15 protein-coding genes are annotated in these 17768 nt (G+C 65.8%); 12 read left to right on the top strand and 3 right to left on the bottom strand.

Features of this window, described 5'->3' with window-relative positions; translation table 11 throughout:
* Positions 1-101: 101 nt before the first annotated feature.
* The 4 genes from N4S67_RS11790 to N4S67_RS11775 are packed head-to-tail and all read left to right on the top strand — an operon-like array spanning position 102 to position 3986.
* Positions 102-1100 (top strand): aromatic ring-hydroxylating oxygenase subunit alpha, encoded by a 999-nt coding sequence (locus N4S67_RS11790; protein WP_260993174.1) that lies wholly within the window; start codon positions 102-104, stop codon positions 1098-1100.
* Positions 1097-1714 carry a cysteine hydrolase gene (locus N4S67_RS11785; protein WP_260993173.1) on the top strand — a complete coding sequence of 206 codons (618 nt, stop codon included), beginning with the start codon at positions 1097-1099 and terminating at the stop codon, positions 1712-1714. Before N4S67_RS11790 ends, N4S67_RS11785 begins: the two co-directional genes overlap by 4 nt.
* Entirely contained in the window at positions 1711-2325 is a 615-nt protein-coding gene (locus N4S67_RS11780) for a PaaI family thioesterase (protein ID WP_260993172.1), read from the top strand. The genes N4S67_RS11785 and N4S67_RS11780 overlap by 4 nt, the downstream gene beginning before the upstream one ends.
* A gap of 8 nt (positions 2326-2333) precedes the next feature.
* The gene (locus tag N4S67_RS11775; protein ID WP_260993171.1) at positions 2334-3986 is read left to right on the top strand and encodes an acyl-CoA synthetase; all 1653 of its coding nucleotides are present in this window, start codon (positions 2334-2336) and stop codon (positions 3984-3986) included.
* On the opposite strand, the gene N4S67_RS11770 is transcribed toward N4S67_RS11775, so the two are convergent.
* Complete coding sequence (locus N4S67_RS11770; RefSeq protein ID WP_260993170.1) at positions 3973-5439, bottom strand: coniferyl aldehyde dehydrogenase; 1467 nt, start codon at positions 5437-5439, stop codon at positions 3973-3975. The two genes, N4S67_RS11775 and N4S67_RS11770, sit on opposite strands and share 14 nt — an antisense overlap.
* 49 nt (positions 5440-5488) lie before the next feature.
* On the opposite strand from N4S67_RS11770, the gene N4S67_RS11765 reads away from it, so the two are divergent.
* Complete coding sequence (locus N4S67_RS11765) at positions 5489-6715, top strand: cytochrome P450 (protein WP_390893337.1); 1227 nt, start codon at positions 5489-5491, stop codon at positions 6713-6715.
* 10 nt (positions 6716-6725) lie between these two features.
* Here the strand turns inward: N4S67_RS11765 and N4S67_RS11760 are convergent, their stop codons facing one another.
* The gene (locus N4S67_RS11760) at positions 6726-8189 is read right to left on the bottom strand and encodes an aldehyde dehydrogenase family protein (RefSeq protein WP_390893386.1); all 1464 of its coding nucleotides are present in this window, start codon (positions 8187-8189) and stop codon (positions 6726-6728) included.
* A gap of 182 nt (positions 8190-8371) precedes the next feature.
* Here N4S67_RS11760 and N4S67_RS11755 point away from each other — a divergent pair, with 182 nt between their 5' ends.
* Positions 8372-9586: a CaiB/BaiF CoA transferase family protein gene (locus N4S67_RS11755; protein WP_260994002.1), complete on the top strand. Its 1215-nt coding sequence runs from the start codon at positions 8372-8374 to the stop codon at positions 9584-9586.
* Between the two features lie 35 nt (positions 9587-9621).
* Here the strand turns inward: N4S67_RS11755 and N4S67_RS11750 are convergent, their stop codons facing one another.
* Positions 9622-11745, bottom strand: a complete 2124-nt coding sequence (locus N4S67_RS11750; RefSeq protein ID WP_390893384.1) for a molybdopterin-containing oxidoreductase family protein — start codon at positions 11743-11745, stop codon at positions 9622-9624.
* Between the two features lie 215 nt (positions 11746-11960).
* On the opposite strand from N4S67_RS11750, the gene N4S67_RS11745 reads away from it, so the two are divergent.
* The 6 genes from N4S67_RS11745 to N4S67_RS11720 all read left to right on the top strand — a co-directional run bounded on the left by N4S67_RS11745 (position 11961) and on the right by N4S67_RS11720 (position 17739).
* Positions 11961-12404, top strand: a complete 444-nt coding sequence (locus N4S67_RS11745) for a nuclear transport factor 2 family protein (protein WP_260993167.1) — start codon at positions 11961-11963, stop codon at positions 12402-12404.
* A 6-nt stretch (positions 12405-12410) separates the two neighbouring features.
* Positions 12411-13604, top strand: a complete 1194-nt coding sequence (locus tag N4S67_RS11740; protein ID WP_260993166.1) for a sulfotransferase family protein — start codon at positions 12411-12413, stop codon at positions 13602-13604.
* Positions 13597-14850, top strand: a complete 1254-nt coding sequence (locus N4S67_RS11735) for a hypothetical protein (RefSeq protein ID WP_260993165.1) — start codon at positions 13597-13599, stop codon at positions 14848-14850. Before N4S67_RS11740 ends, N4S67_RS11735 begins: the two co-directional genes overlap by 8 nt.
* Position 14851: 1 nt before the next feature.
* Complete coding sequence (locus tag N4S67_RS11730) at positions 14852-15685, top strand: oxidoreductase (protein WP_260993164.1); 834 nt, start codon at positions 14852-14854, stop codon at positions 15683-15685.
* Positions 15686-15687: 2 nt separating this feature from the next.
* Positions 15688-16503, top strand: a complete 816-nt coding sequence (locus tag N4S67_RS11725) for a mycofactocin-coupled SDR family oxidoreductase (RefSeq protein WP_260994001.1) — start codon at positions 15688-15690, stop codon at positions 16501-16503.
* 87 nt (positions 16504-16590) lie between these two features.
* Positions 16591-17739, top strand: coding sequence for a thiolase family protein (locus N4S67_RS11720; RefSeq protein WP_260993163.1), 1149 nt, complete (start codon positions 16591-16593; stop codon positions 17737-17739).
* Positions 17740-17768 lie beyond the last annotated feature (29 nt).

Raw genomic sequence — 17768 nt, 5'->3', positions numbered from 1 at the left:
TGTAGCCATTACAGTATTGTCCGTTGTAACGCCAGGGCGGCAGATCGGCGAAAAAGCCGCCAAGACGTCACATTCGGCGAACGCGTCAGGGAGGCAGCCGAGTGAAGGTCCCGTTCACCTGGAAGGTCACCGGGTGGTTCATGATCGGCTGGTCGGCCGAATTCGCCGATGGCGAGGTCCGGCCGCTGCGGTACTTCGGCGAGGACCTGGTCGCCTATCGCGATGAGGCGGGTGAGCTGCATCTGCTCTCCGGCCATTGCCGCCATCTCGGCGCGCACATCGGCCATGGCGGCAAGGTCGTCGGCGACTGCGTCGAGTGCCCGTTTCACGGCTGGCGGTGGGGACCCGACGGGACCAATCGCTACATCCCCTATCAACCGGAGCGGCCCAACAAGGCGTTGCGACTGCGCGTGTACCCGGTGGTCGAACAGCACGGATGTGTGTTCGCCTGGCATCAGCCCGACGGCAGGGAGCCGCAGTGGGAGATGCCGGACCTGTTCGACAAGTTTCCGCAGTTCCCCACCGAGCCGGACGCCTACTACCGGCCGTACCCCGAGTTCTCGAGCCGCGCCGAACACGAGCCGGTGCATCCGCAGATCGTCGCCGAAAACGGTCCCGACAGCGCGCATTTCCACTACGTCCATGGCGCGACCGTCACCCCGGTGTGCCTGGACTGGGCGGCCGTCGACGAGGAATGGCGCTTCCTGACGGGTTGGCCCGACGCGCGCAGTGACGACCCGAATAAGATGGCGCTGCGGATTCACAGCCATTTCTCCGGCCTCGGCTTCGCGATCAGCGCATTCGAGGGATCCTCGAACCACCGGCTGATCTTCGCCTGCACGCCGGTCGAAGACGGCTACTCCGACATGTTCTACTCGATCTGGTGGCCCCGACTGCCCGGCGACACCTCCGACGTTCCGCCGCAAGAAGTGCGCGATCAGGTCGAGCGGCAGTACCTCGGCACCGTCTGGGAGGATCTCAACATCTGGCGCTATCAGGAGTACATCGAGAACCCGGCGCTGTCGAAGGTGGACGCGAAACCGTATATGGCCATGCGTAAGTGGGCGACGCAATTCTACGAGGTGCCCACATCGGTATGACTCCCGACCTCAGCGAGATCGCGGCACCCGGCCACACCGCGATCGTCACGCAGGAGTGTCAGGGCGCCGTCGTCGGCCCGAACGCAGGACTGGCCGTGCTGGCCGAAGAGGCACGGCGGGAAGCCGTCCCGAACATCGGGCGGCTGCTTCCCTTCGCCCGCAGCGCCGGTGTGACCGTTGTGCACTGCCTGGTGCAGAAGCGACCCGACGGCCTCGGCGCCAACCACAACGCCAAGATCTTCGCGATCGGTGGCAACGTCGTGATCGCCCCAGGGACGCCCGGCGCCGAGCTGCTGCCGGAGCTCGGACCCGAACCCTCCGACGTGGTCTTGCGACGGTGGCACGGGATCGGGCCGATGGGCGGCACCGACCTCGACGCCGTGCTGCGCAACCTCGGGGTGTCGACGATCGTGGCCGTTGGCGTATCGGTCAACGTCGCGATAACCAACCTCGTGATGGACGCCGTCAACGCCGCTTACCGCGTCGTCGTCCCCCGCGACGCGGTGGCGGGCATTCCCGCCGACTACGCGGACGCGATCATCGACAACACGCTGTCGCTGCTGGCGACGATCACCACCACCGACGAGCTGATCAGGATTTGGAACCGACCGTGACCGACACCGACGACGACATCCGCGAGTTCGCCCGGGTCCAGCCGACATCGGCGCCGCCGGAGATGGGCCGCTTCATGTCGGCGATGCGACGGCTGCAGGACATCGCCGTGTCGACCGACCCCGGCGTGACGCTGTGGAACGACGCCGCCGCGGCGATCGAGGACGTGTGCACACGTCTCGAGGAGCACCGGGCGAGCGCGGGTGTGGCACCGGCCGGCCGCGTCCTCGAGCTACCCGGCAACGGACATCCGCTCATGCCGCCGTGGCAGGTGGCCGAGACCCGCGCCGACGAGGTCACCATGCGTGGGCACTTCAGCCGTTTTCACGTCGGAGGCAACGGCGCGGTGCACGGCGGAGTGCTTCCGCTGTTCTACGACTGGCACTTCGGGATGGTCGTGTCGGCTGCCGGCCGTCCCGACAGTCGTACGGCCTACCTGCATGTCGACTACCGCAGGATCACGCCCACCGACGAGCCGTTGTCGTCTCGGGCGTGGATCGACTCGGTCGAGGGCCGCAAGCTGTTCGTGAGGGCGACGATGACCGACATGGACGGCAACGTACTATCCGAGGCCAACGGTCTGATGATCAAGTTGCTCCCGCACCAGCCTTGAGAGGCACGATGTCTGGAACCACACAGTTCACCGTCCCAGCCGCCGCCGACATCGTCGCCGGGGTGATCGGCGATCGTGACTTCATCATTCAGGGTGAGCGACGCTTCACTTATGCGCAGATCATCGAGCGCGCCGACCGACTCGCGGCGTTCCTGCACAGCCGCGGGCTGGGCTGTCACATCGAGCGCACTGAACTTGCCGGCCACGAGGTGGGGCAGGACCTGCTCGGCATCTACGCGCACAACGGTCCCGAGTACGTCGAGGCGATGCTGGGCGCGTGGCGTGCCCGGGTCGCGCCGTTCAACGTCAACTACCGATATGTCAAGGCCGAATTGCAGTATCTGCTGGCTGATTCCGGCGCCACCGCACTCGTTTACCACGCGGCGTTCGCGCCCCGCGTCGCCGAGGTTCTGGCAGATCTGCCGAACCTGACGGTCCTCATCCAGATCGCCGACGACTCCGGTAACGACCTCTTGCCCGGCGCCGTGGACTACGAGTCGATCGTCGGTTCCGGCACCGCGGTGCTGCCGCCGATCGAACCATCGCCCGACGACCTGTATGTGCTCTACACCGGCGGCACGACGGGAATGCCGAAGGGGGTGCTGTGGCGCCAGCACGACATCTTCATGACATCGTTCGGTGGCCGCAGCCTGTACACCGGTGAACTCGCCAACTCCTACGAAGACATCGCCAAGCGGGTGGCCGAGGCCCCGGAATCGCGGTTGATGATCCTTCCGCCACTGATGCACGGCGCCGCGCAGTGGGCGGTGATGACCGCGATGACAACCGGTCAGTCGGTGGTGTTCTCCGCTGTCACCAGCCGGTTCGACGCCGACGACGTGGTGCAGACCATCGAACGCGAGAAGGTGATGGCGGTGACGGTCGTCGGTGACGCGATGGCGCGGCCGCTTGCCGATGCCATCGAACGCACCGACGCCGATCTCTCATCCCTTGCAGTGGTCGCGAACGGCGGCGCGCTGCTGACACCCACGGCCAAACAGCGCCTCATCGATGTCAAGCCGGGCTTGATCGTCGTCGACGGAGTCGGCTCGTCGGAGACCGGCGCGCAGATGACGCACATGTCGGCGTCGGGCGCGGTGGCCACTGGGAAGTTCAACGCGGGCCCGGACACCTATGTCGCAGCCGAGGACCTGAGCACACTACTCGAGCCCGGCCACGAGGGTATGGGCTGGCTGGCCCAACGGGGTTATGTGCCACTGGGTTACAAGGGTGATGCGACGAAGACCGCGGCGACGTTCCCGGTGATCGACGGCGTGCGGTACTCGGTGCCCGGCGACCGGGCGCGCCACCTCGCCGACGGGTCCGTCGAACTCCTCGGCCGCGACTCGGTCACGATCAACTCCGGTGGGGAGAAGATCTTCGCCGAGGAGGTCGAGATGGCGGTCGCATCGCATCCCGCGGTCGCCGACGTGGTGGTGTCCGGCAGACCCAGCGAACGATGGGGTCAAGAGGTGGTCGCAGTGGTCGCTCTGGCCGACGGCGCCAGCGCCGACGCCCAGGAGATCATCGACCACGCCGCCAACTCCATTGCCCGTTACAAACTTCCGAAGGCGGTCGTGTTCCGCCCGGTGATCGAACGCAGCCCGGCGGGCAAGGCCGACTACCGGTGGGCCAGGGAACAGGCCATCAGCGGCGCTTGAGCCTGCGGCGTGTGCGGCGGGCCGCCATCCGCAGCCCCAGCTCTGTCACCGCGCGCGTGGACGCGGTGAAGGGCGGTGCCGCGCGGCCGGTGATGGTAAACGGCAGATCGGTGCCGACGATCGTGCGGTGGTGGCTGAACGCGTCGAATCCGGCCTTGCCGTGGTAGGCGCCCATGCCGCTGCGGCCGACTCCGCCGAACGGAGCGGCCGATGGAATCATCTGCGCGGCAAAATCGTTGCGCGCCACACCGCCGCTGCGGGTGCGCCGGACGAAGTGCCGGAAGTCCTTGTCGTCTGGACCGTACCAGTACGCCACCAGCGGAGCCGGCCGCTCGTTGATGTAGTCGATGGCCTCAGTCAGCTCCTTGTACGGCCGCACGACCAGAACGGGACCGAAGATCTCCTCCGCGGCAATGGTCATTCGCTCGTCGACGTCGCGCACGATGGTCGGCGCGATCTTGCGCGAACCGCGGTCGGCCCACGCCTCCCCGTCCGGGACGACGGAGTCGACGCGGGCACCGCGGGCACGCGCATCGTCGACGAGTCCGACGACCCTGTCGAAGTTGGCCTCGTTCACTGACGAGCAGTAGTCGTCGTTGGCGACGATCGACGGGAACATGGCGTGCCAGACGCCTTTCGCGGTGTCGACGAACGCGTCGACGCGGCCGTCGGGCACGAATACGTAGTCGGGGCACACGCAGACCTGCCCGCCGTTGATCATGCGCGCCTGGGCGATTCTGGCCGCCGCCCGCCGCAGGTCTGCGTCGGGGGCCACCACGACCGGGTTCTTGCCACCGAGTTCCAGCGTCACGGGGACCAAGTTCTCCGCGGCCGCGCGCTGCACGCGCGCCCCGATCGACGGCGACCCCGTGAAGAAGAGGTGATCGAACGGCAGCGCCGAGAACGCCGCGGCCACCTCCGGCCCGCCGGTCACGACGTCCAGTTCGGTGGCGTCGAAGTACTCGGATGCGGTCGCCTGCAGCAGTTCAGCTGTGCGCGGCGTGATCTCGGACATCTTGATCATCACCCGGTTGCCCGCGGCGAACGCCGCCGAGGCAGGCAGGACCACCAGGTTCAGCGGGAAGTTCCACGGGCCGATGATGCCGACCACTCCGAGCGGGAACGGTTGTACTTCTGCGCGCAGACCGAATATGCGGGCCGCTCGCATCGGCGTGGTTGCCCGCATCCACTGCGGCACATGCGCTCTGGTGTGCTCGATGACCGAAATCATTCCCAGGATCTCAGTGAACCGTGAGCCCGCCCTGGGTCGCGTGCCGTAGTCGGCGGCCATGGCGTCGACGAACGCGTCGGCATTGTCCAGAACGAGAGCGAGAAGTCGATCGATTCGATGGCGGCGATCGGCGACACTCGGCGGCCCGTCTTCAAGGAAGGCCTGCCGTTGCCGCTCGAGGATCTCGCGCATCGCCTCACCATTCGCAAGTGGCCACCGCAACCGGTCAGCTGGTGTACTCTACTGTAAAGTTTACAGTACACATCGCAGGATGCTGAGGACACCGGTGGAAAGTCCCGTTCAGGACGTCACGACCGATGAGGCGGCCGACCTCCTTCGCGACCCCTATCCCCTGTTCGCACGGCGGCGCGAGGCGACCGGCGGGGTGTTTCGCGGCAGCGTCATGGACTGGTCCAAGACGCCGGACTCCATGCGGCCCGAACACCTCTACGCCGCAGTGTCATTCGACGCTGTCAACAGGGTGTTCCGGGATGGCAAGGTGTTCAACTCACAAATCTACGACAGCACGATCGGATTGTTCATCGGCCCGACCATTCTCGCCATGGAAGGCAAAAAGCACTGGGAGCACCGCAATCTGGTGTCCGCCGCCTTCAAGTCGAGGTCGCTGCTGCGGTGGGAGCCCGAGGTCGTCCGGCCGGTCGTCAACGGTCTGATCGACGAGATCATCACGGCCGGTGAAGCCGATCTGGTTCGTGACTTCACTCTCGAGTTCCCGACCCGTGTCATCTCGAAATTGTTGGGGTTGCCCGACGATGATCTGCCGTGGTTCCGCAAGCGCGCGGTGGAATTGATCAGTTACCACGTGAAGTACAAGCGGGCCTTCGAAGCGTCGACGGCGCTCAAAGACTACTTCCTGCAACAGATCGAGCAGCGCAGGTCCGCACCGACCGAGGACATCATCGGTGACCTGGTCGCGGCGGAGATCGACGGCGAGAGGCTCAGCGACGAAGCGATCTTCTCTTTTCTGCGACTGCTGCTGCCCGCGGGTCTGGAGACGACCTATCGGTCGTCGGGGAACCTGCTGTATCTCTTGCTCACCCACCCCGACCAATTCGCGGCGGTCCAAGCCGATCGTGACCTGATCGCGCCCGCGATCGAAGAGGGCCTGCGCTACGAGACGCCGCTGACCACCGTGCAGCGGTTCGCGAGCGAGGAGACCGAACTTGAAGGCGTGACCCTGCCGGCGGGCTCGGTCATCGACGTGTGCATCGGGTCGGCCAACCGCGACGAGAAGCGTTGGGACCGTTCCGAGGCGTTCGACATCTTCCGCAAGCGCATGCCGCACATATCCTTCGCCGCAGGCGAACACACCTGCATGGGCCTGCATCTCGCCCGGATGGAAACCCGCGTCGCGGTGGAATGCCTGTTGGATCGGCTCGTCAACCTCGAGCTCGTCACCGACGATGACCCGCACATCTGGGGTCAACCGTTCCGGTCACCGACGGCCATCCCGGTGACATTCGACGCGGTGACGTGAGGCGCCCGGTCTACTTTTGCCGAGGCGCCCGATAGGCGATCGACTTGGTCTCCAGATACTGCTCGAATCCCTCGACGCCGCACTGTCGGCCGACGCCGCTGCTCTTGTAACCGCCGAACGGTGCGTCCGCGCCGTAGTACATTCCGCCGTTGACGCCGAAGGATCCGGTACGCACGCGGCGCGCGATGCTCATCCCGCGCTCCGTCGACCGCGACACGACCGCGCCCGCCAGCCCGTAGGCGCTGTCGTTGGCGATCCGCACCGCCTCATCGTCGTCGTCGAACGGCATCACGATCAGCACCGGCCCGAAGACCTCCTGTGCAGCGATCGCGGCGCTGTTGCTCACCCCGACGATCACGGTGGGGGCGATGTAGTGCCCGGCGGCCAGATGTTCGGGCAGTCCCTCGACCGGCCCGCCACCGGTGGTGATCTCGGCGCCGTCGCGGCGTGCCTGCTCGATCGCGTCGAGCACCCGCGACTTCTGCGCCGCGCTGATCACCGGCCCGACCAAGGTGTCGGCGTTCACCGGATCACCAACGGGCACGGCCTGATACGCCGCGGTGATGTTCGCGACGGCCTCGTCGAACAGCGAGCGATGAACGAGCATGCGGGTGGTGGCCGCGCACGCTTGCCCGGCATGCACACACACTCCAACGGCCGACCCGACGACCGCGGCCGGGTTCGCGTCGTCGAGCACGATCGACACCGACTTGCCGCCCAATTCGAGGAGCATCCGTTTCATGGTGTCCGCGCCTTGACGCATCAGATGCTTGCCGACCGCGGTGGAGCCGGTGAAGGAGATCATGTCGACACGCGGGTCGACGCCGAGCATGTTCGCGACGTCGTTGGACGGCGTGGCGACGACATTGACCACTCCAGGCGGGATGTCGGTGTGCTCGGCGATCAACCTGCCCAGTCGCGTCGCGTTCCACGGCGTGTTCGGGTCGGGTTTGAGCACGACGGTGTTGCCCGTCGCCAGCGCGGGACCCAGCTTGTTGAGGATGACCTCGATCGGGAAGTTCGACGGCGTGATGGCGGCGACCACCCCGACGGGTTCTTTGACGACGGTGCGCACATTGCGATCACCGAACAGACCACCACCTTCGAGTGTTCGCCGCCAATCGAAGTCGAGCATGAGCCGGGCGGGATAACGCAGCGCATCGGCGAGCGGCCAATCGAGTTGCGCGGACTGCGTGGTCATCGCCGGGCAACCCACCTCGGCGATCAACTCCTCGCGCAGCTCGTCCTGCTCGGCTTCGATCGCCTCCTGCAGCTCATCGAGACACCGCGCACGCAGCAGGCGGTTGGTCGTCCAATCGGACTCCTCGAATGCGCGGCGGGCCGCAGCAATGGCGCGGTCCATGTCGTCGAGTCCGGCGGCGGCGGTGCTGCCCAGGCGCACACCGGTCGCAGGACTGACGTTGTCGAACGTCGCCCCGGAGGCCGCAGGCACCAGCTCACCGTCGATCAGCATGCGTGACTCGGCGCGCTCGGCTGCTCGCCTCCCGACATCGAGACTGGTCTCGGCCCGTTCTTCGACGTCGCTCACCTGCACCTCGTACAATCGGGTTCTGCGGGACGATCAACTGTAACTATTACAGTAGACAAGTACAACAAACGGCCGCGGACACGGAGAGGACTCACTTGATCAAGGTGATGGAGGGCGTGCGCGTCCTCGAAGTCGCACAGTTCACGTTCGTACCTGCAGCCGGAGCGATCCTGGCCGACTGGGGCGCTGACGTGATCAAGGTGGAGCACCCGGTGCGCGGCGACACCCAACGCGGCTTCATCAACATGGGCGGCTTTCAACTCGACCCGAATCGGCATCCGCTCATCGAGCATCCCAATCGCGGCAAGCGTAGCGTCGGCATCGACGTGTCGAAAGCCGACGGCCAGGAGGTGCTCTACGAGATCGCCAGGACCGCCGACGTCTTTTTGACGAATTACATGCCTGCACAACGGCAGAAGAACAAGTTCGACGTCGAGCACATTCGCGCCGTCAATCCGAACATCATCTATGCGCGCGGGAGTGCCTACGGCGACAAGGGACCGGAGCGCGACGTCGGCGGGTTCGACGGCACCGCGTTCTGGACGCGCAGCGGCGTCGGCCACGCCCTTACACCCGAGGAAATCGGTGGCGCGCTGTCGCAGGGCATTCCGGCGTTCGGCGACTCCATCGGCGGGATGAACATCGCGGGCGGGATTTCGGCGGCGCTGTTTCACCGCGAGCGCACCGGCGAGGCCGTCGAACTCGACGTGTCATTGCTGAGCACCGCATGGTGGGCCGCGGGTGCCAGCGTCACCCAAGGCATGGAGACCGGTGAGACCATGCGCTCGCTGATGCCCGACAACGTCGGTCCGACGGTCAACCCGTTCCTCGGCAACTACCTGACCTCCGACGGGGGCACCATCAACCTGTGCATCGTCAGCCCGACCGGCTACATCCGCGACGCGTTCGAACACCTGGGACTGCCGGATCTCGCCGACGACCCGCGGTTCTCCGACGTGATGCCGCTGATCGAGAACGCCCAAGCGGCAGTCGAATTCATCCGTGACGCCATTCACAGCAAGCCCTTCGACTACTGGCGAGAGCACCTCAAGACCATGAAGGGCCAATGGGCGCCGTTCCAGAGCCTGGTCGAGTTGGGCTCCGACGATCAGGCGATCGCCAACGACATGATCGTCGAGGTGGACGCCACCGACGGCGGTAAGCCGTTCCGGGTCGTTCGCGGACCAGTGCAGTTCAATCACGAACCGCTGGAGACGACGCGCGCCCCGCAGGCGTCGGAGCACACCGAGATCGTGCTGATGGAACTCGGTATGGACTGGGACCGCATCGAAGCGTTCAAGAATTCCGGCGCCATCGCCTAGTCCTGTTGCACCGCGAGCGCAAAGGTCAACGGCGCTCAGGTTTTGTCCACGCGGACCGGCACGCCTGTCAGCCAGGCCATTCCGGACAGTGACTCGACGTCTCCGACTGCGCTCGACGTCAGTTGGTTGACGTTCGCGCCGCCGGCGCGGTTGGCCAGCCGCCATTCTCCGGTGCCCTTGTGGCCCCACCCGTGCGGTATGGCGATCACCCCGGCGACGAGGTCCTTCGTCGCCGTGACCGGCACCATGATCTGGCCGTACGGTGAGCTGATCTGCACCACGTCGCCGTCGGCGATCTGTCGCTCGGCGGCGTCGTCGACGTGCATGAGCGCGTGGTGCCCACGCTCGCCGCGCATCAGCAGCGGCGAGTTGTGCATCCAGGAGTTCTCCGAGCGCGGCTCACGCATGCCGATCATCCGCAGCGGGAACTCCTCAGGATGCTCGCGCCGACCGAGCATCTCGACCTCGGCGGCGATGTCGGCGTGAACAAGCCGGATGCGCCGGTTCAGGTATCCGACCGCCGAACGCACCACGCCGGTGCGGATGTGAGGGGCCAGCACGACGCCGTGTGGGTGCCGTTCGGCCAGCCGCCGCAACGTGAGTCCGTCGCGGCGGATACCGAACCGGTTGCCGCCCTCCGACATTCGGATGAGCGCATCCATCATCAATTGCGGCGCGAGGCGGATTCCCACGACACTCAACGCCCTGCCCACCGCCGTGAACGCCGCGAATGCCGGTACCGCAGGGGCCAGGCGCCGGGCGAGGTCCTCGACGATGTCCCATTCCCCCCGCGCCTCACCTGCGGGCGCGACGACAGCCGCGGTGGCCTGACGAAACGGCGTGGCCTGGAACGCCTGGAAGGTGTACGGGAAGTCATCGCGCTCGTACATCGTCGTGACCGGAAGGATGTAATCGCACCGCGCGGTGGTCTCGGTGATGTAGAAGTCGAGGCCCACCGACAACTCGAGGGTGTCGATCGCGGCCTCGAGTTCGTCCCCGTTGGGTACCGACAGCACCGGATTGCCCGCCGACACGAACATCGCCCTGATCTGACGATCGCCCGGGGTGGTGATCTCCTTGGCCATGAACGCGGCGGGCTCAGAACCGATCGCGCTGCGAACTCCGCCGATTCGCGACCGGTTCCGCCGATAGGACCGGCGCATCACGACGCCCATCATCGTGTTCTGCCACTTCTGGCCGACGGTGTGCATCGAGCTGAAGACTGAGCCGCCAGGCTTGTCGAGGTTGCCCGCAACCAGGTTGACGGCGTCGATCAGATATGTGGTGAGCGTGCCGTTTCGGCCGACGCAGGTGCCCAGCCTGCCGTACACGGCCGCGCGCGGCGTGCGAACTAGGTCATGCGCAAGGGTCCGCACGCTGTGTGGATCGATGCCGGTCTTGGCGGCGGTCATCTCCGGTGTGAACGGTTCACACAGCTGCCGCAGCCAATCGATTCCGTCGGCGAGCTTGTCCACCTGAGCCGCGTCGACCAAGCCGTCGCCGAACATCACCTGCAACAACGACAAAAGCAAATAGGAATCCGCGTCGGGGACGATGCCCAACCATTCGAATGCCGTGGCGGTTTCAGTCCGGCGAGGATCGACGACCACCACCCGACCGCCGCGCTTCACGATGTCGTGCATCCGATCCTTGATGCGCGGGGCCGTCAGGAAACTGCCGTGCGACACAATCGGATTGGCGCCCATCATCACTAGGAGGTCGGTGCGGGTCAGGTCCGGTATCGGAACCGACGTCGGCACCCCGTACAACAGTTGGCTCGCGATCAACCTGCTGTTGGTGTCCTGCGAGGACGCGGTGAAGTAATGGCCGTGACGGCCCAGCCCTTTGATGAACATCAGCGCCGCGAACGTGTGCGCGTAACTGAATGCGCCGGGGTTGCCCATGTACCAGCCGATGGCGCCGGAGCCGTGGCGCTTCAGAATCGCGGTGAGCCGCCCCGCGATGTCGGCCAACGCCGCATCCCAACTCACGGGTTCGAATCCGTTCGGCCCGCGGCGCATCGGCGTGGTGACTCGGTCCGGGTCGTTGTGCACTTCGGTGAACGCGATGCCCTTCTGGCACGCGAAGCCCGACGACAGCGGATGGTCCTTATCGGGTCGCAGCGCGACGAGGTTGCCGTCTTCGACGGTCGCGATCATGCCGCACAGCGGCTCGCATATCCGGCAGAACGTCGGCTTGTGCTCGATCAGCGGTGCCACGCCGCCCACGATACTGAAAGGATTACAGTTGCGTGCTCGAAACGGCCGGGCCCCGTTGACACCGCATCACCCAGCTGGTTAGTTAGCGATGCAAGCCGATGAGCTGGGCTTTCTGACAAGGGCGGAGTCGCTGGTGACGGTTCGGATCACTGCCGATGACTGACAGCGACCGAGAGATCCAGAACCTCATCTGCACCTACGCCGAGCGCCTGGACGCCGGCGACCTCGACGGTGTCGCCGCTCTGTTCACCCACGGACGCATCTGCGGTGTCGAGAACGGCCCACCGGAGACGATATTCGAAGGCACCGCGCGGGTGCGGCAGATGTACGAGATGGCCACTCGCCTCTACGAGGACGGCACCCCGAAGACCAAGCACAACACCAGCAATGTGCAACTCGTTGTCGACGAGGAGGGCGGTACCGCGCGGGGTCGCTCCTACTACTGCGTCACTCAGGCAACACCGGACCTGCCGTTGCAGGTGATCGTGACCGGTCACTATCACGACACCTTCCAGCGCCTCGATGGCGTGTGGTGGTTCGACAGCCGCACGATGTTCGTCGACCAGATGGGCGACGTGAGCCACCACCTGAAGTTCTGAAGCGCCATGACTCCCGCCTTCGACATGGCCCGACTCATGTCGGCCGCCGCCGAGAAGGAAGGGCTGACCGACTGGGGGCCTGTCCCCTTCGAGGAGCCACTCGCGGTCCTGCTGGACAGCTACGCCGCCGCCGAGCTGAACGACATCGGCACCTACATCCTTCGCTCGGGCATCCTGCACAGCCTGCGCATGCGGCTCCGGGCGCAAGAATGGTTCCGGCGCCATCCAGAGATCGCCGAGGAACGAATCGCGGCGCCGATTGTCGTCGTCGGCATGATGCGCAGCGGAACCACTCTTCTGCAGCGCCTGCTGGCGGCCGATCCGCGGTTTTACTGTGCCTACGGGTGGGAAGTCGTCGAGGTCGCGCCGCACCTCGATCATGAATTCTGCGGGGAAGATTCGCGGATCGCCATCGCCGAGGCCCGCGAGCAGAAGTCTCGTGAGCTGGCGCCGGACCTGTTCGCTATCCATCCGATGTATGCGCGCGAACCCGAGGAAGAGATCGTCTTTCTGTCCGACGCCTTCTTGTCGCACGTGCCCGAAGCCGGGGCGCACCTACCGAAGTACCGGTCGTGGATCGACGAACAAGATTTCACTCCGGCCTACCAGTACCTGCATCGCATGCTGAAGTTCCTGCAATGGCAGAAGAGCCGGCGAAGGCGGACCCCGCACGTGAGCCGGTGGGTGCTGAAGTCGCCCGCGCACCTGGGTTATCTCGACTTGCTGCGGGCGCAATTTCCCGACCTGCACATCGTCCACATGCATCGTGATCCGCGCGACACCATCGCTTCCGGCGCGAGCCTGAATGCCACTCTGCACGCCATGCACGCCGACACCGTCGATGTGCGCCGGGTCGGTGGCGAGTGGCTGCAGCGGATGGGATGGACCAACGACCGGGCGATGGCGATTAGAGACTCTTGGACCGACGAGGCCCAGCGAGTGACCGACATCGATTTCGCCGCCGCGGTCGCCGATCCGATCGGTCAGGTCGCCAGGGTGTACGACGCGATCGGTGTGGACCTGACAGACGACGCGGAGGCCTCGATGCGGCGGTGGCTCGTCGAGCGACCCCGCGAATTGCAGCGTCCCGCTTACGCTCTGGAGACCTACGGCCTGAGCGGCGCTCAGATCGACGACCGCTTCGCCGCCTACAACGCCCGGTTCCGGGTCGCACCGAACGAAGGACGAACAGGTGACTGAGCACACCGAACACCCCGTGGCCACCGCGGTGCAGCACGAACACGAACTCGCCGCGCTGGAACTGACCGAACACCCGACGGTGAAAGCGACCTACCGAACCGTCGCCGAGAACTGGCTGTCGCGGGCGAAGCCGTCCGACGCGATGCTGGAGCGCTTCGACGCCGCGTTCGCCGAGGTGATGTTCTCGGCCGCTGTGTGGTCATCGAATCAGGACAAACTACGCCCGAAGGTCACGTGCATCACCCGGTTGGCGCACCCAGTGGGCGGACGGCGGATTCCCGGGTCCCGTTGGGGCATAGACAATCCCGACAGTGTCTACCGCGTCATCCCGATCTCCGGCGACGAGCGCTACGAGATTCGCGGCAAAGTGGGCCCCAACCGGATGACCGAGAACTATTTCACGCTGTGGGATGCGAACATGGGCACGGTCGGCGTGCTGAACGGGCGGACCATGGACGTCGACACCGACGGATCCTTCACCATCACCGTCGACTCCGAACCGGCGGGTAGCCGGCGCAACCATGTGCAGTCCACCGCCGAGGCGCACGAGTTCTACATCCGCGACGTGCTGCTGAACTGGGACCGCGACGACCCCAATAACCTCGAGGTCGAACGCATCGGCGGCGCACCGGGCACGCGGGCGCGCACACTTGACGAGCAGGCCGACGCCACCGCAGACATGATGGCCTACTTCGCCAACTTCACCGGCAAGCTCAGCCACGGTATCTACAAGATGCCGCCCAACCACTTCAATCTCGCCTGGTCGGCCGACAAGGTCGGGGCCATGCGCAATCAGGTGTACGTGATGGGCCGGTTCGACCTGCAACCCGACGAGGCATTCGTCGTCGAGGTCAGTGACGGTGGCGCCGAGTACTTCACGGTGCCGCTGAGCAACATCTGGGGCACGACACTGGAACTCGTCGACCGCATCGGCAGCTTGAACAAGGCGCAGTCGGTGGCCAACGAGGACGGTACCTACACCTACGTCATCTCGGCCACGGACCCCGGACGACAGAACTGGATCGACTCCGATGGCCTCAACGAGGGCATCCTCACGCTGCGCATGGCCGAATTCGGTGGCGACGGACCGAAAGAGGACCTCGGTGCGCGTGGCCGGGTGGTCAAGCTGGCCGACCTGGACGCCGAAGTGCCCATGTTGAAACGTGTGAGCGACGACGAGCGCAGGGCCGAACTCGCCGCCCGCCGCACCGCCTACCTGCGCCGCCTTCCCGAAGGGACCTTCTGACATGGCGCGCTGGTTGATCACCGGTTGCTCCACGGGTATCGGACGCGATATCGCCCACGCCGCACTGCAAGCCGGGCACAGTGTCGTGGTGACGGCTCGGCGCCCCGAGAGCGTGCAGGACCTCGCAGACGAGTTCGGCGAGCGCGCCATCGCCAAGACACTGGACGTGACGGACAAGGACCAGATCGCGGCGGCGGTCCAAGCCGCCGACGACGTCTTCGGCGGTATCGACGTGCTGGTCAACAACGCCGGCTACGGATACATGTCGGCGGTGGAAGAGGGCGACGACGCCGAAGTGCGAAAACTGTTCGACACGAACTACTTCGGCGTCGTCGACACGATCAAGGCCGTGCTGCCGTCGATGCGGGCGCGCAAATCGGGCCACATCATCAACATCTCCTCGATGACCGGGCTGGTCGCGAATCCGCCTAACGCGTACTACTCGTCGACCAAGTTCGCGCTGGAAGCACTCACCGAGGCGTTGGCTCAGGAGGTCAAGCCGCTGGGCATCAAGGTCACCGCGATCGAGCCCGGCGCGTTCCGCACCGACTGGGCACGGCGCTCGATGAAGGAGTCGTCGGCACCGATCGGCGACTACGAGGAGAACGTCGGCACCCGCAAGACGCTGATCAAGGACTTCGCCGACCATCTGCCCGGTGACCCGCGCAAGGTGGCCGAAGCGGTACTGATGATCACGACGCTCGACGATCCCCCGCTGCGACTGCTCCTCGGCCGTGATGTGTTGAAAGCCGTGCGCGACAAGCTGTCTGCGATGTCGGCGTCGATCGAGGAGTGGAAAACGGTGACCAAAGACGTGAACTTTCCGGAGTCGTGACGGTGGGCGCACTGGAGGGCAAGGTGGCCTTCGTCACCGGCGCCGCTCGCGGGATGGGACGAGCGCACGCCGTCACGCTGGCCAGGGGAGGCGCCGACATCGTGGCCCTCGACATCTGCAGGGACTTCGCGAACACCGACTACCCGGGGTCCACACCCGACGATCTCGCGGACACGGTGAAACAGGTGCAGGGTCTGGGCCGTCGGATCGTCGCCGGGCAGGCCGATGTCCGCGACCCCGCAGCGGTAGACGCGGTAGTGGCCGACGGCCTCGAGGAGTTCGGGCGTCTCGACATCGTGATCGCCAACGCCGGCATCATTCGCGTATCCGACTGCGACGACCCGCGTCAGACCTTTCGCGATGTGGTCGATGTGAACCTGATCGGCACCTGGAACACCGTCGACGCCGCGATCCCGGCGCTGGTGCAAGGCGGCCGGGGCGGGTCGATCGTGCTTGTGAGTTCGACCCAGGGCATCACGGCGACGGCCAGCGATCGCGCCGGTGTGCAGGCATACGCCGCGTCCAAGCGGGGACTCGTCGCGCTGATGCAGGGCTGGGCCGCACAGTTGGCGCCGCATTCGATCCGGGTGAACACGATCCACCCGAGCGGCGTCGCGACCGACATGATCATCAACGAGACGACCATGGCGTTGGCCGCCGCGCAGGACCCCTGGCTCGTAGCCCAGAGAAACGCGCTGCCGATCGCCCTGCTCGAACCCGCCGACATCGCCGGCGCCGTGGCGTGGCTGGTATCCGACGCCGCGCACTTCATCACGGGCACCGCCTGGCCGCTCGATGCGGGATTCACACTGCACTGACCCCTCGCCGGAGCCACCACCGGTGATACTGTAATAATTACAGTTAGCCTATTGCGGGCGACGGCCAGTGTCGAGGGAGGACACCGCATGACCAACGACGTCGCCATCATCGGCGTTGGATTGCATCCGTTCGGCCGGTTCGAGGGCAAGTCCGCCATGGAGATGGGCGTCGACGCGATCTTCGCCGCCGTCGACGACGCGGGTGTCGAGTGGCGAGAGATCAAAGCAGCCACCGGTGGCAGCTGGACGGTCGCCAACCCCGACGCGATCGTGGGAATGGTGGGACTGTCGGGCATTCCGTTCACCAACGTCTTCAACGCCTGCGCGACGGCGGCCAGCGCCGCAAAGGCGTGCGCCGACGGCATTCGCCTCGGCGACTACGACATCGGTATCGCGATCGGTCTGGACAAACATCCGCGAGGCGCGTTCACCGAGGACCCTGCCCTGGTGGGGATGCCCAGCTGGTACGCCGAGAACGGTCAGTATCTGACCACACAGTTCTTCGGGATGAAGGCCAACAAGTATCTGCACGACCACGGCATCTCGCACGAGACGTTGGCCAAGGTCGCCGCGAAGAACTTCCGCAACGGCGCGCTGAACCCGAATGCCTTTCGGCGCAAGCCGATTCCAGAAGACCAGATCCTCAATTCGACGATGCTCAATTACCCGCTGACGCAGTACATGTTCTGCGCACCGGACGAGGGCGCGGCGGCGGTGGTGATGTGCCGTGCCGATATCGCCGATCGCTACACGTCGAAGCCGGTGTACTTGAGGGCGGTCGAGGTCCGTACGCGCCGCTACGGCGCCTACGAGGTCAACACCACCTTCGCCCCTGTCGAGGAGGACGTCGCACCGACGGTGTACGCGGCGCGCGCCGCGTTCGAAAAGGCCGGTGTGGCACCGAAAGACGTCGACGTCATCCAGTTGCAGGACACCGACGCCGGTGCCGAGGTCATTCACATGGCCGAGTGCGGATTCTGCGCCGACGGCGATCAGGAGAAGCTTCTCGCCGACGGCGCCACCGAGATCACCGGCACCATGCCGGTCAACACCGACGGCGGACTCATCGCAAACGGTGAACCCATCGGCGCGTCCGGATTGCGGCAGATCCACGAGTTGGTGCGACAACTACGCGGCGAGGCCGGCGACCGTCAGGTTCCCGGCGAGCCGAAGGTCGGGTTCGCCCAGCTCTACGGCGCACCCGGCACCGCCGCCGCGACGATCCTGACGAGGTGACCGACCAGCCGTGAGTCGGCGGTACTCTG

The organism is Mycobacterium deserti, assembly GCF_025345615.1.
GTDB classification, from domain to species: domain Bacteria; phylum Actinomycetota; class Actinomycetes; order Mycobacteriales; family Mycobacteriaceae; genus Mycobacterium; species Mycobacterium deserti.
The sequence above is the reverse complement of the archived record's forward strand: the minus strand, read 5'-3'. Positions and strand labels throughout refer to the sequence as shown.

What these genes read in the sequence shown, in the direction of transcription:
- N4S67_RS11720 (WP_260993163.1), top strand. Translation starts at nt 16,591, where the DNA reads ATGACCAACGACGTCGCCATCATCGGCGTTGGATTGCATCCGTTCGGC.
- N4S67_RS11740 (WP_260993166.1), top strand. Translation starts at nt 12,411, where the DNA reads ATGACTCCCGCCTTCGACATGGCCCGACTCATGTCGGCCGCCGCCGAG.
- N4S67_RS11775 (WP_260993171.1), top strand. Translation starts at nt 2,334, where the DNA reads ATGTCTGGAACCACACAGTTCACCGTCCCAGCCGCCGCCGACATCGTC.
- N4S67_RS11760 (WP_390893386.1), bottom strand. Translation starts at nt 8,189, where the DNA reads ATGCTGATCGACGGTGAGCTGGTGCCTGCGGCCTCCGGGGCGACGTTC.
- N4S67_RS11755 (WP_260994002.1), top strand. Translation starts at nt 8,372, where the DNA reads ATGGAGGGCGTGCGCGTCCTCGAAGTCGCACAGTTCACGTTCGTACCT.
- N4S67_RS11750 (WP_390893384.1), bottom strand. Translation starts at nt 11,745, where the DNA reads ATGATCGCGACCGTCGAAGACGGCAACCTCGTCGCGCTGCGACCCGAT.
- N4S67_RS11730 (WP_260993164.1), top strand. Translation starts at nt 14,852, where the DNA reads ATGGCGCGCTGGTTGATCACCGGTTGCTCCACGGGTATCGGACGCGAT.
- N4S67_RS11765 (WP_390893337.1), top strand. Translation starts at nt 5,489, where the DNA reads ATGCTGAGGACACCGGTGGAAAGTCCCGTTCAGGACGTCACGACCGAT.
- N4S67_RS11745 (WP_260993167.1), top strand. Translation starts at nt 11,961, where the DNA reads ATGACTGACAGCGACCGAGAGATCCAGAACCTCATCTGCACCTACGCC.
- N4S67_RS11785 (WP_260993173.1), top strand. Translation starts at nt 1,097, where the DNA reads ATGACTCCCGACCTCAGCGAGATCGCGGCACCCGGCCACACCGCGATC.